The sequence below is a fragment of the Rhizobium sp. 01T417 genome, from assembly GCF_056398905.1.
Genome location: NZ_JBFTQH010000016.1, coordinates 91,684 through 104,022 on the forward strand (window position 1 = coordinate 91,684; position 12,339 = coordinate 104,022).

Here is a 12,339-nt window from a genome sequence, read left to right on the forward strand (position 1 = left end):
TCAGCCTCCGGTCATCGGCGGGAAGATGCCGATCTCCCTGGCGTTGCCGATCGGTTCGTCATGCTCGACGTGCTCCTGGTCGACCGCGACGCGGATGACGTCTGGAAACTGAAGCGCGGTCTCATATTCTTCGCCCATCGTCTTCAAATGATTCAGAAGGTCGGCAACGGAAACGACGGAAGAGGGCAAGGTCATTTCTTCTTCGGCCTTGCCGATCCGTTCGCGCACCCAGGCGAAATAGACGAGCTTTGTCATTCTTCATCATCCACGATGTGCTTGAGGCCCGCCCGGAAATAGTCATAGCCGGTATAGATCGTCAGCAGTGCTGCGATCCAGAGAAGGCCGATGCCGGTCTTCGTTGTGTATGGGAAGATTTCGTCGCCAGCAGGGCCAGCGAGCAGGAACGCGATCGCAACCAGCTGCACCGTCGTCTTCCACTTGGCAATCCGTGTCACGGGCACGCTGACCTTCAGGGCCGCCAGATATTCGCGCAGACCGGAGACCAGGATCTCGCGGCAGAGAATGGTGATTGCAGCCCAGATCGACCAACCGGCAATCGTCTGGTCGGCCGCTACCAGGAGAAGAATGGAGGCGACCAGCAGCTTGTCGGCGATCGGATCGAGCATTCGGCCGATGTTCGACGTCTGGTTCCATATGCGGGCGAGATAGCCGTCGAGAAAGTCGGTGATCGACGCGATGATGAAGATCCACAGCGCCACCCATCGTGCCGTATTGCTGATCGCCAGCTTTCCTTCGAGGAAAAAGCACAGCACGATCAACGGTACTGCCAGAATGCGGCCATAGGTCAGCAGGTTCGGTATATTATATGCGCGCGATGCCATGAAACATGTCTCTGAAGTTATGTGCTCGTAGATGACGGCTTTGAGCGTAAAGCGTCAACATTCTTTCTATTTTTTCGCTGCCTTTGCGTGGAATTTGCGACTGACGCCACCTATTTCGCGGCGTCATCATGAAAATGATTATAAACCAGCTTGGCGACGGTCTCCGAAATGCCTTCGACGGTCATCAGATCGGACAAAGCGGCGCGGGAGACCGCTTTCGCGGTTCCGAAGTGCTGCAACAGGGCGCGCTTGCGCGACGGTCCGATCCCGCCGATCTCATCAAGCGGGTTCTTGACCATCTCCTTCTTGCGCCGGGCGCGATGCGAGCCGATGGCGAAGCGGTGCGCTTCGTCGCGCATGCGCTGGATAAAATAGAGTACGGGATCGCGCGGCGGCAGCGTGAAGCTCTCGCGTCCCGGTGGGAAGAAGCGCTCGCGCCCGGCGTCGCGGTCGACGCCCTTGGCAACGCCGATGGCGATCACACTGTCGGTGATCCCCAATTCCTCAAGGATCGCACGCACGGCCGTCATCTGTCCCTGGCCGCCGTCGATCAGGATGACGTCGGGCCAAGCGGGGAAGGGCATGTCGGCGGCATCCGCCGGCGATGCCGGTTGGCTGCGATCGGGAATGCCTTCTTCTTTCAGCAGACGCGAGAAGCGTCGTGTCATCACCTCGCGCATCATGCCGAAGTCGTCGCCCGGCGTGATGTCGGTCGATTTGATGTTGAACTTCCGGTACTGGCTCTTCACGAAGCCTTCCTGTCCCGCGACGACCATGCCGCCGACCGCATTGGTGCCCATGATGTGCGAGTTGTCGTAGATCTCGACGCGCTGTGGCACATAGGGAAGCTTGAAGGTCTCCTTGAACTCCTCGAGCAACCGCGATTGCGACGCGGTTTCAGCGAGTTTGCGGCCATGCGCCTCGCGGGCATTGGCAATCACGTGCTCCACGAGGTCACGTTTCTCTCCGCGCTGCGGAATGAGGATCGATACTTTGTGTCCGGCCTTTTCGCCGAGCGCGGCAGCGAGCAGTTCGAGTTCCTCGACGGTCTCCGACAGCAGGATTTGCTTCGGTACCGGCTTGTCGTCGTAGAACTGCGCGAGGAAGGCGTTCAACACCTCGGCAGCCGAGAGCTGCGGGTCAGCCTTCGGGAAATAGGCGCGGTTGCCCCAGTTCTGCCCAGTGCGGAAGAAGAACACCTGGATACAGGAGATCCCGCCCTCATGATGGATCGCAAAGACATCCGCCTCTTCCACGCCCGCGGGGTTGATGCCTTGGTGACTGGAAACATGCGACAGCGAAGCCAGGCGGTCGCGGTAGACGGCGGCGCGTTCGAAGTCGAGATCCTCGGCAGCGACATTCATCGCCTCGGCCATATGCTCCTTGATTTTCTGGCTCTTGCCGGAGAGGAAATCCTTGGCCTCCTGCACGAGCTCGGCGTAGCCCTCGTCACTGATCTCATGCGTGCATGGCGCCGAACAGCGCTTGATCTGGTAGAGAAGGCAGGGGCGGGTGCGCGTCTCGAAGACGCTGTCGGTACAAGTCCTGATGAGGAAGGCGCGCTGCAGCGAGTTGATCGTCCGACCGACGGCGCCGGCTGACGCGAAGGGACCGAAATAGTCGCCCTTGCGAGCGCGGGCGCCGCGGTGCTTGAAGATGGCCGGGGCGCGGTGGTCCCCCGTGATCAGAATGTAGGGAAACGACTTATCGTCACGTAAGAGCACATTAAAACGAGGCCGCAAGCGCTTGATAAGATTCGCTTCAAGCAGCAGCGCTTCCGTCTCGGTGCGGGTCGTCACGAACTCCATGTTCGCCGTCAGCCGTACCATCTGGGCGATCCGGTTGGAGTGCACGCGCCCGAGCGCGTAGTTGCTGACGCGCTTCTTCAGGCTGCGGGCCTTGCCGACGTAAAGCACGTCGCCGGCTTCGTTGAACATGCGGTAGACGCCAGGGCTGTTGGGCAGTCGCTTGACGAATTCGGCGATCAGGTCGGCGCCGACGAGGCCGGTTTCGTTCACCCCGCCTTCGTTCCAATCGATCGCAGTCGTGGTGGGCGCAGCGGAGACGTCGCTCTCCACTTCGATTTCGTCGTCTGCGTCGTCCGTTTCGTCGTAAAGAACGCCGCCATCCGGCAGCTTTCTTGAATTCATTCCGTAATCTCCGCCACATCGGGCGTCTGCCAGGCAAGATGCTGGCCGCCATCCAGGGCAATCATTTGACCGGTGATCGAGGGCGTTTCGTAGAGGAAGCGAATCGTTTTGCCGAATTCCCCGAGCTGCGGCCCTCGTTTGAGGATAAGCGCTGAAACCTGCGCTTGGAAGTCTTCTTGCGACTGTCGCTCGCTCGGCATCGAGGGGCCGGGACCGATCGCATTGACACGGATACGCGGCGCGAGCGCCTGCGCCATGGTCTGCGTCGCCGTCCACAGGGCGGACTTAGACAGTGTGTAGGAATAGAAGCTCGGCCGCAGGGCCCAAACGCGCTGGTCGATGATGTTGACGACGAGACCATCCGTCTCGTCGGGCAATTGCGCCGCAAAGCCGGCCGACAGAATCGAGGGGGCGCGAACATGGACCGCGAAGTGCTCGTCCCAGGCGTCGGCATCGATGTGGCGGACGGAGTCCTCGTGGAAAACAGAGGCGTTGTTGACGAGGAGATCGATTGGCCCGATCGCTTCCGATGCCCTTTTTATCAGGTCGCTCGTCTCGCCAACTTCCGTAAGGTCTGCCCTTACGGCAATCGCCCGGGAACCGTTTTGCCGCAATTCCGCCGCGAAATTCTCGGCCTCCTCAATCGAGCGGCTGGCATGGATTGCGACCGCAAAGCCATTCGCAGCCAAATCCAAAGCGATTGCCCGGCCTATTCTTTTCGCCGCCCCCGTCACCAGCGCCGTTCGAAGTCTTTTCTTGTTCAAAATAATGCCTTTTCGCCGCGCAACTCTGTTCGCTGCTTATATAGGCGCGGGAGAAGATGAGATAAATAGCCGTTTTCATTGCGATGTTGCCGGAATTATTGTATGTATTATTTAAGAATATAATTCCGTAAAATAAGTATTCATGATTTAACCATTCATTATGGTTAACAAATAGTCTGTTGCGGCAAAGCAACATCGAATTTCAGCCGCCCCCGCGCCACAATCAAATCACAATTTGGCTCTTTCAAATCCTCAATTGGGCATCAATTTCCCTTCCGAACCGCAAGGGACATTTGTAATAACCCGCGAATGCTTCGCTGTAGGACAGTTGACGAAGGGCGCGGGTCTGAAAGGAGACGAGTATGCGTACGTTTATTGCTAGCCTGTTGGTTTCGACCGTTGCCCTTGGTGGGTTTTCCGCCGCTTATGCAGCCGATGCCGTTGATCAGATCCCGGAAGCTCCGGTTGCACAGAATGAGCCGGCTCCCGCTGCCAACTGGCAGGGCTTCTACCTCGGTGGTGCCGGCACCTACAACATGGGCGGCTTTGGCAACAAGTACAACGCGCGTGCGCTCGGCGGCCAAGTCTACACCGGCTACAACTGGCAGGCTGGCCAGATCGTTTACGGTGCCGAAGCCGACATCGGCTATTCCGGTGCTGACGGCGCTGCTGGCGGCGGCGAAGGCAAGAACGAAGTCAACGGCTCGATCCGCGGCCGTATCGGCTACGACCTGAATCCGTTCCTGCTGTACGGCACGGCCGGTCTCGCTGCGACCAAGAACAAGTTCAGCAACGCCGCTGGCTCCGACACTGACACGTCGCTCGGCTACACGGTTGGTGCAGGAGCGGAAACCTTCGTCACCAACAACATCACGGCCCGTGTCGAGTACCGCTACACCAACTACGCTGACAGCGACTTCCACGTCGGCGGCGCGAACATTTCGCGTGGCTACGACGAGCACAGCGTCAAGGTCGGTATCGGCGTCAAGTTCTAAGCCGAACATCGAATGCGGAAAAGCCGGGTTCCCAGCCCGGCTTTTTTGTTTCTGCGATGAACTGCTTGCGGCCTATTTGGGAAAGTCAGTCGAGACGGCAAGCTCACGCCATGCAGCGAGTTCTTTGGCGACATGGGCGTTCTTGGCTTCGATCACCGCCACGGTATCGCTCCCGAAGGGCATGCGCAGCGGAGGATTGTCCGAATGCGCCAGCGTGACCATCGCCTTGGCAAATCGAGCAGGGTCGCCGGGCTGCTGGTGGTTATGGCCGGCTGCGAATTCGCGCATCGCGCCGACCGGCGTCTCCTTGTAGTCGGCAATCGAGCTGGGACTAACGGCCAGTGAGCTCTCGTCGAGGAAGTCGGTGCGGAAGAAGCCGGGCTCGACGACCGTCACCTTGATGCCGAGTGGGGCCACTTCAGCAGCGAGAGCCTCGGAGATACCTTCGACCGCGAACTTGGTCGAGCAATAGATACCCCAGCCGGCATGCGACTCGTAGCCGCCGATGGACGAGATATTCAGCACCTGCCCCGAGCGCTGGCGACGCATGTGCGGCAGGACCGCGCGGGTGACCTTCAGCAGGCCGAAGACGTTTGTTGCGTAGAGCTTTTCGATCTCCTCAGTGGTTGCTTCTTCCACGGCGCCGAGCAGGCCGAAACCGGCATTGTTGAGCAGGATGTCGATCTTGCCGAAGCGCTTGACGGCTGCTTCAGTTGCCTTGTGCGCCGAGGCTTCGTCCGTCACGTCAAGCGACACGGCGAGCAGATTGGGATGATTGCCGAATTTCTCTTCAAGACCCTTCGGGTTACGCGCCGTAGCGACAACGGCGTCGCCGGCATTGAGAGCTTCCTGGGCGATGAGGGCGCCGAAACCACGCGATGCCCCTGTAATGAACCAAACACGCATGACGATCTCCTTTGTCCGTTGCGCTGCGATTTGCTTACGGAGTGAAGGTAGCGTATTGGCATAATTGAGAGAATTTACGTTGTGTTTCATAGGGTGCTGAGAAAAATTCATCAATGAAACGTGTCCGTTCGACCGATCTTGCGATTTTCCTGGCGATCGCCAACCACCGAAGCTTCAGGAAGGCATCGGTCGAACTGGGTGTCACGGCGTCTGCCCTCAGTCACGCGCTGCGGGCAATCGAGGAACGGTTGGCAGTCCGCCTTGTCAACCGGACGACCCGTGGCGTAGCTCTGACCGAGGCCGGCGAGCGACTGTACGACCGCATCCGACCGGCATTCCTCGACATCGATGCAGCCCTCGACGATCTCAACAGCTTCCGCGGCCAACCGCATGGCAAGCTGCGCATCAATGCGGCGCGGGTCTCCACCAAGCTTGTGCTGTTGCCGATCGTCTCTCGTTTCCTGAAGGCCTATCCATCCGTCGAGGTCGAGATTGTCATCGATGACGGACTGATCGATATGGTGTCATCGGGCTTCGATGCCGGTGTGCGCTTTGGCGAAAGCATCGAGGCCGATATGATTGCGGTGCCGATCGGTCCGCGCCACCGTTTTGCGGTAGTTGCCGCGCCGAGCTACTTCGAGAGCCGGAACCGTCCGTTGACGCCGCACGATCTGCGTGACCACGAATGCGTGCGCTACCGCTTTGCCGGTGGCGCCTTCTATCGATGGGAGTTCGAGCGCGGCGRCATCGAACTGGAGATCGAAGTCAGTGGTCCCCTGACATTGGGCGATCAGGACATTATCCAGGATGCCGTGCTGCGCGGTTGCGGTCTCGGATACCTTTTCGAAGAGCAGGCGCAAGCGGCGATCGCAGAGGGCAGGCTGATACGCGTGCTGGAAGATTGGTGCCCTTTCTATCCGGGCTTCTTCCTCTATTATCCGAGCCGCCGGCAATTGCCGACGGCGCTCCGGGCCTTCATCGATTTCGTCAGGGCCGACAAAGGAACGTCTCAGGTCTGGGGTTTCAGTTCGCCGTAGGCGGCAAACTTCTTTTCGAATTCGCGGCCCCAGCCGATCAGTTCGGCATGATCGGCTTCCCATTGTTCCTTGAAGCGCAGATCGAGATACCCGAGCGTGGCGGCAAGCGCGAAGTGGCCGCCGTGCAGCCGCTTGCCGATCTTTGGCAGGTGCACACTGAGATGGTTCAAGCCGCTGACGGCCTTCTTCCACTGCCGGTCGATCCACGGCTGGTGGACCTTTTCCTCGTCGCGGAAGCGCCGCTCATAAACGATCGCCAGCAGGCAATCGCAGATACCGTCGCATAGTGCCTCGAGGATTTCCGCCTCGGTCCGCTTGCCGTTCTTGGCAGGGTAGAGCTTCTTGCCTTTCAGCCGGTCGAAATAGTGCATGATCGCGACGCTGTCGAAGATTGACAGCCCATCGTCGGTTAGCAGTGTCGGGATTTTGCCGAGCGGATTGTTATCGACCAGGATCGCCGGGCCGGCATTGGTATCCACTCGGATTTCGATGGCGTCGAGCTCCAGATAGCGCGCCGCCATGCGCACCTTGCTGGAATAGGGAGACGTCGGTGCGCAAAGGATCTTCATGGTCATTCTTCCATACGGTCATGTCTTGGCGCGACTATTTCGCGCCAGCTAGAGTCGGTCAATCGTCCTTTGCCGCCTTGGTTTCGCCGCGCAGCCAAAACGCTCGATGCGACGCGTAGCGATCCTGTGCAAGATGGTCCTTGAGCGCGGGTAGAAGCGCATGCAACTCGTCCTTCAGCGTGAAGGGCGGATTGACGATGATCAGGCCGGAGCCGGTCAATCCATTGATCCCCCGGTCGCTGCGGACGATGAGCTCGGCGCAGAGAATCTTCGGAATGTCGAGGGCCTGCAGCGCCTCGTGGAATTCCTTGATCGGCGCCCCCTTCTTCAGCGGATACCACAGGCAATAGGTGCCGCCGGGGAAGCGGCGATAGGCTTTCGCCAAACCATCCACAAGGCGTTCGTATTCGCCATCTTCCTCGAACGGCGGATCGACCAGGACGATGCCGCGTTTCTCCTTCGGCGGCAGGTGTGCGCCGAGCGAGAGCCAGCCGTTGAGCTCGGTGATCCGCACCTGATGATCGCCCTCGAAAAGCCGATGCAGCCGGGCAAAGTCCTCCGGATGCAATTCCATCGCGGAGAGCCGGTCCTGCGGTCGAAACAGCATGCGGGCGAGCTTTGGAGAGCCGGGATAAAGGCGGATGCCGCCCTCCGCGTTTAGCTCACGCACGGCGGATAGATAGGGCTCCAGCAACTCGGCGACCTGTGGAGCAAGCTCTGTGTCCAGGAGCTTGCCGATGCCCTCGCTCCATTCACCGGTCTTTTGAGCCTCCTCGGAGGAGAGGTCGTAAAGCCCGATGCCGGCATGCGTGTCGAGCACGCGAAAGGCCGCATCCTTCTTCTGCATGTAGCGGATCAGTCGCGCCAGGACGGCGTGCTTGAGCACATCGGCAAAATTGCCCGCGTGGTAGATATGGCGGTAGTTCATTTTCGCTGATGCCCGTGATGAATTCACCTGATCGACGACATTTGTGGCTTTTGGCCGGTTTCCGGTTCGAATATAGAAAAGCCATGAACATTGCGACCCCCATTCACGCCAAATCCGCCAAGTCGAATGTTAGGCTCGGTCACACCGCCTGTCCGCACGACTGTCCCTCCACTTGCGCGCTGGAGGTGGAGATCGGCGACGATGGCCGCATAGGCCGTGTGCGCGGAGCAAACAATCACAGCTACACCTCGGGAGTGATCTGCGCGAAGGTCGCGCGCTACGCCGAGCGCCTCTATCATCCGGACCGGCTGATGCACCCGCTGCGCCGAACAGGCGCCAAGGGGGCAGGGCAGTGGCAGCAGATTTCCTGGGACGATGCGCTGGATGAAATCGCCGAAGCCTTCGTCAAGGCGGAAGCCAGGGACGGTAGCGAAGCGATCTGGCCCTATTTCTACGCCGGAACGATGGGCTGGGTTCAGCGCGACTCGATCGAGCGCCTGCGCCACGCCAAGCGCTATTCCGGCTTCTTCTCGTCGATCTGCACCAACCCGGCCTGGACCGGTTTCACCATGGCGACGGGAACGCTGCGCGGACCCGACCCGCGTGAGATGGGCGGCACCGATTGCGTCGTGATCTGGGGTACGAATGCGGTGTCCACCCAGGTCAACGTGATGACCCACGCGATCAAGTCCCGCAAGGAGCGCGGCGCCAAGATCGTCGTGGTCGACATCTACGACAATCCGACGATGAAGCAGGCCGACATGGCGCTGATCGTCAAGCCGGGTACGGATGCCGCGCTGGCATGCGCCGTCATGCACATCGCCTTCCGCGACGGCTATGCCGATCGCGAGTACATGGCAAAGTATGCCGACGATCCTGCCGGCCTTGAAGCGCATCTGAGGACGAAGACGCCCGAGTGGGCCGCCGCCATCACCGGCCTTTCCGTCGATGAGATCGAAGCCTTCGCGCGCCTCGTCGGCATAACGAAGAAGACCTATTTCCGCCTCGGCTACGGCTTTACCCGCCAGCGCAATGGCGCGGTTGCCATGCATGCGGCGGCCTCGATCGCGACGGTGCTCGGCTCCTGGCAATACGAAGGCGGCGGTGCCTTCCATTCCAACAGCGATATCTTCCGCATGAACAATGCGGAACTGACCGGCAAGGCGATGAAGGATGCGGATATCCGCATGATCGACCAGTCGCAGATCGGCCGCGCGTTGACTGGCGATGCCGTGGCGCTCCGCCATCGCGGCCCGGTGACGGCAATGCTGATCCAGAACACCAATCCGGTGAACATCGCCCCCGAACAACGGCTGGTGAAACGCGGCTTCGCTCGCGAGGACCTCTTCGTCGCGGTGCACGAGCAGTTCATGACGGAGACGGCCGAGATGGCCGACATCGTCATTCCAGCAACGATGTTCGTCGAGCATGACGATATCTATCGCGCCGGGGGCCAGAACCACATTTTGCTCGGCCCTAAGCTGGTTGAGCCGCCGGAGACCGTCCGGACGAACCTGTTCGTGATCGAAGAACTGGCAAAGCGTCTCGGTGTCGCCGATCGCCCCGGTTTCGGTTTCACGGCCCGCGAAATGATCGATCGGCTTCTCGAAGCCGGCAACCTGCCGGGATACGACCATTTCCTCGAACACAAATGGTTCGACCGTCAGCCGGATTTCGAGGATGCGCATTTCCTCAAGGGCTTCGCGCATCTTGACGGCAAGTTCCATTTCCGCCCGGACTGGGTCGACGGCCCTGCGCCGAACAAGCCGCCGGCCGCTGTCGGTGCTCTCGGACCATACAAGCAGCTGCCGGCGTTTCCGGATCAGGTCGATGTTATCGAGCTTGCCGATAGCGAGCATCCGTTCCGCTTGGCAACGTCGCCGGCGCGCAACTTCCTGAATTCCAGCTTCTCCGAGACGAAGACCTCGCGCCAGAAGGAAGGGCGGCCGGAACTGATGATGAACCCCGCCGATGCGACGGCAGGCGGCATCGAGCATGGCGACCTCGTGCGGATCGGAAACAACCGTGGCGACCTTCGGATCCATGTGCGCGTCACCGAGGAGGTCAAGCCGGGCGTGTTGATTGCCGAAGGCCTCTGGCCGAACAAGGCGCATATCGACGGTGAAGGGATCAACGTGCTGACCGGCGCCGATCCGGTCGCGCCCTATGGCGGCGCGGCGGTCCACGACAACAAGGTCTGGCTCCGCAGGGATGTTGCATGACGAAATTTGACAAGGCAAAAGCCGAGATCGTTGATGAAAAGACGCTCTCGAACGGCTGGACGCGCCTGAGCGACTTCCAGATCGACTATACGGATTCCGACGGCGAGACGCATCGGCTGCAGCGCGAGGTTTACCATCGCACGCCGGCGGCGACGATCCTGCTATACGATCCGAAGCGAGACACCGTTGTCCTCGTGCGGCAGTTCCGGCTGCCGGTCTTCCTGCATGGTGAGCCGGCCTGGGTCATCGAAGCCCCGGCAGGGCTGTTGGATGGTGATGCCCCGGAAGTGGCGATCCGCCGCGAAGCTGAAGAAGAAACCGGCTTTCGCGTCCGCGATGTGCGCTTCCTTTTCAAGGCCTACAGTTCGCCGGGCTCGAGCATGGAACTGCTGCATTTCTTCGCCGCGACGTTCGACACCACCGATCGGGTATCGGATGGCGGCGGCCTTGCTCACGAGCACGAAGATATCGAAGTTCTGGAAGTGCAGCTCGACAAGGCGATGGCGATGATCGAGCGTGGGGAACTTGTTGATCTGAAGACGATTGCGTTGCTGCAATGGGCCACATTGAACCGCGGGTCGCTGCGATAGCCGCAGGTTCAATCATGCGCGGTTCGTCGTTCATACCGATGTCATGAATCAGCGCTATGCGCTCCGCCTTGTCATAAATACGCGCTTGGAGAAAAACCGATGTGGCTCAGCAATTTTACTCTCGTCCTTCCAGATGAGATCGTGAGCCGCGGCTCGGTGCGCGTCGAGGACGGCGTAATCGCTGAAATCAGGCCGGAACCGGTCGCCAACGCCGCAATCGATGGTGGTGGGCGCCTGCTGATGCCGGGCTTCGTGGACCTTCACGGCGACATGGTGGAGCGCGAGATCGCGCCGCGCCCGAATGCGCCGATGCCGATCGATTTCAGCATCCATGAACTGGATAAGAAGCTGGCCGCTGCAGGCGTCACGACGGCGTTTGCCGCCGTCTCCTTCGCAACGGAAAGCGTCTACGGCCATGTCCGCTCGCTTGAGACCACCTCGGCCGTCATCGAGGGTATCAACCGACTCCAGGATGATTTGCTTATCGATCACCGCGTCCATGCGCGCTATGAGATCACCAACCTCGGTGCCGCGCCGGCGCTCGAGAAGCTGCTTGAAGCCGGCCACGTCGACATGGTCTCGCTGACCGACCATACACCGGGGCAGGGGCAGTATAACAACATCCAGAGCTACATCCTGAGCATTGCCGAGCGCCGGGCCATTTCCGAGGAGATGGCCGCCGAGATGGTCGCCAAGCGCATCGAGATGCGCAACAATCCGGAGATCGAGATCAAGCTGAAACAGGTCGTCGATCTCGCCCTGAAACACAAGCTGTCGCTCGCCTCCCACGATGACGATAGCGCCGAGAAGGTCGCGCAAATGCACGATCTCGGTGTCACGATCAGCGAATTTCCGGTGACGCTTCCGGCGGCGGAAGAAGCGCGGCATCGCGGTCTCTGGACGCTGATGGGGGCTCCGAACGCCCTGCGCGGCCAGTCCATGTCCGGCAATCTCAGTGCGATCGATGCAGCGGCCGCTGGCCTGCTGACCGTCATCGCTGCCGATTATCATCCCGCGGCCTTCGTGCCCGGTATCTTCAAGATTGCCGACCGCACGAGCCTGCCTTACGCCGTTGCCATGGCGACCGGTAATGCGGCGCGTTCCGCAGGTCTTCTGGATCGCGGCGAGATCGCCGTTGGGCAGCAGGCGGATCTCGTGGTTGTTGAAGCCGGCGACGTGCACCGCATCCGCGCGACGTTCCGCAAAGGCCGTTTCGTTTACAGCGACGGCACCCTGCACCAGCCTCGGGCGCTTGCCGCCTGAGGCCAAGAGCATGTCTCCGAAAGTGGGAACCGCTTTCAGGACAAACACATGCGTGAAAGCAAAAAACTAAAGT

General features: G+C 60.2%; 12 protein-coding genes. 5 read left to right on the forward strand and 7 right to left on the reverse strand.

The genetic code is table 11. The annotated features are described in order from the left end of the window. From moaD to AC1DPR_RS17295, 4 genes are all read right to left on the reverse strand, one after another. A complete protein-coding gene (moaD, locus tag AC1DPR_RS17280; protein WP_018116862.1) occupies positions 1-255 on the reverse strand; it encodes a molybdopterin converting factor subunit 1 in 255 nt (84 codons plus the stop codon). Then, a complete protein-coding gene (pgsA, locus tag AC1DPR_RS17285; RefSeq protein WP_018116863.1) occupies positions 252-842 on the reverse strand; it encodes a CDP-diacylglycerol--glycerol-3-phosphate 3-phosphatidyltransferase in 591 nt (196 codons plus the stop codon). The genes moaD and pgsA overlap by 4 nt, the downstream gene beginning before the upstream one ends. A gap of 110 nt (positions 843-952) precedes the next feature. Then, positions 953-2,992, reverse strand: a complete 2,040-nt coding sequence (gene uvrC, locus AC1DPR_RS17290; RefSeq protein WP_113470722.1) for an excinuclease ABC subunit UvrC — start codon at positions 2,990-2,992, stop codon at positions 953-955. Further along, positions 2,989-3,756: an SDR family oxidoreductase gene (locus AC1DPR_RS17295; protein ID WP_026372045.1), complete on the reverse strand. Its 768-nt coding sequence runs from the start codon at positions 3,754-3,756 to the stop codon at positions 2,989-2,991. The genes uvrC and AC1DPR_RS17295 overlap by 4 nt, the downstream gene beginning before the upstream one ends. A 362-nt stretch (positions 3,757-4,118) precedes the next feature. On the opposite strand from AC1DPR_RS17295, the gene AC1DPR_RS17300 reads away from it, so the two are divergent. After that, the gene (locus tag AC1DPR_RS17300; protein ID WP_018116866.1) at positions 4,119-4,751 is read left to right on the forward strand and encodes an outer membrane protein; all 633 of its coding nucleotides are present in this window, start codon (positions 4,119-4,121) and stop codon (positions 4,749-4,751) included. A 72-nt stretch (positions 4,752-4,823) separates the two neighbouring features. Here AC1DPR_RS17300 and AC1DPR_RS17305 read toward each other — a convergent pair whose 3' ends face one another. Next, entirely contained in the window at positions 4,824-5,657 is an 834-nt protein-coding gene (locus tag AC1DPR_RS17305; RefSeq protein ID WP_018859169.1) for an oxidoreductase, read from the reverse strand. A 113-nt stretch (positions 5,658-5,770) separates the two neighbouring features. Between AC1DPR_RS17305 and AC1DPR_RS17310 the strand changes: the two genes are divergently transcribed. After that, positions 5,771-6,694 (forward strand): LysR family transcriptional regulator, encoded by a 924-nt coding sequence (locus AC1DPR_RS17310; protein ID WP_477816806.1) that lies wholly within the window; start codon positions 5,771-5,773, stop codon positions 6,692-6,694. On the opposite strand, the gene AC1DPR_RS17315 is transcribed toward AC1DPR_RS17310, so the two are convergent. Both AC1DPR_RS17315 and AC1DPR_RS17320 read right to left on the reverse strand, forming a co-directional pair. Beyond that, positions 6,667-7,263: a glutathione S-transferase gene (locus AC1DPR_RS17315; protein ID WP_018116869.1), complete on the reverse strand. Its 597-nt coding sequence runs from the start codon at positions 7,261-7,263 to the stop codon at positions 6,667-6,669. The two genes, AC1DPR_RS17310 and AC1DPR_RS17315, sit on opposite strands and share 28 nt — an antisense overlap. 58 nt (positions 7,264-7,321) lie before the next feature. Beyond that, positions 7,322-8,191 (reverse strand): 23S rRNA (adenine(2030)-N(6))-methyltransferase RlmJ, encoded by an 870-nt coding sequence (locus tag AC1DPR_RS17320; protein ID WP_113470724.1) that lies wholly within the window; start codon positions 8,189-8,191, stop codon positions 7,322-7,324. An 83-nt stretch (positions 8,192-8,274) separates the two neighbouring features. On the opposite strand from AC1DPR_RS17320, the gene AC1DPR_RS17325 reads away from it, so the two are divergent. From AC1DPR_RS17325 to AC1DPR_RS17335, 3 genes are all read left to right on the forward strand, one after another. Next, positions 8,275-10,413 carry a molybdopterin-containing oxidoreductase family protein gene (locus tag AC1DPR_RS17325; protein ID WP_477816807.1) on the forward strand — a complete coding sequence of 713 codons (2,139 nt, stop codon included), beginning with the start codon at positions 8,275-8,277 and terminating at the stop codon, positions 10,411-10,413. Further along, entirely contained in the window at positions 10,410-11,003 is a 594-nt protein-coding gene (locus AC1DPR_RS17330) for an NUDIX domain-containing protein (protein WP_018859174.1), read from the forward strand. The genes AC1DPR_RS17325 and AC1DPR_RS17330 overlap by 4 nt, the downstream gene beginning before the upstream one ends. Before the next feature lie 99 nt (positions 11,004-11,102). Further along, entirely contained in the window at positions 11,103-12,266 is a 1,164-nt protein-coding gene (locus tag AC1DPR_RS17335) for an alpha-D-ribose 1-methylphosphonate 5-triphosphate diphosphatase (protein ID WP_113470726.1), read from the forward strand. Positions 12,267-12,339 lie beyond the last annotated feature (73 nt).

Bases quoted from the DNA above. Each gene is read 5' to 3' on its own strand.
- moaD (WP_018116862.1), bottom strand. From the start codon at position 255: ATGACAAAGCTCGTCTATTTCGCCTGGGTGCGCGAACGGATCGGCAAG.
- pgsA (WP_018116863.1), bottom strand. From the start codon at position 842: ATGGCATCGCGCGCATATAATATACCGAACCTGCTGACCTATGGCCGC.
- uvrC (WP_113470722.1), bottom strand. From the start codon at position 2,992: ATGAATTCAAGAAAGCTGCCGGATGGCGGCGTTCTTTACGACGAAACG.
- AC1DPR_RS17300 (WP_018116866.1), top strand. From the start codon at position 4,119: ATGCGTACGTTTATTGCTAGCCTGTTGGTTTCGACCGTTGCCCTTGGT.
- AC1DPR_RS17305 (WP_018859169.1), bottom strand. From the start codon at position 5,657: ATGCGTGTTTGGTTCATTACAGGGGCATCGCGTGGTTTCGGCGCCCTC.
- AC1DPR_RS17315 (WP_018116869.1), bottom strand. From the start codon at position 7,263: ATGAAGATCCTTTGCGCACCGACGTCTCCCTATTCCAGCAAGGTGCGC.
- AC1DPR_RS17320 (WP_113470724.1), bottom strand. From the start codon at position 8,191: ATGAACTACCGCCATATCTACCACGCGGGCAATTTTGCCGATGTGCTC.
- AC1DPR_RS17325 (WP_477816807.1), top strand. From the start codon at position 8,275: ATGAACATTGCGACCCCCATTCACGCCAAATCCGCCAAGTCGAATGTT.
- AC1DPR_RS17330 (WP_018859174.1), top strand. From the start codon at position 10,410: ATGACGAAATTTGACAAGGCAAAAGCCGAGATCGTTGATGAAAAGACG.
- AC1DPR_RS17335 (WP_113470726.1), top strand. From the start codon at position 11,103: ATGTGGCTCAGCAATTTTACTCTCGTCCTTCCAGATGAGATCGTGAGC.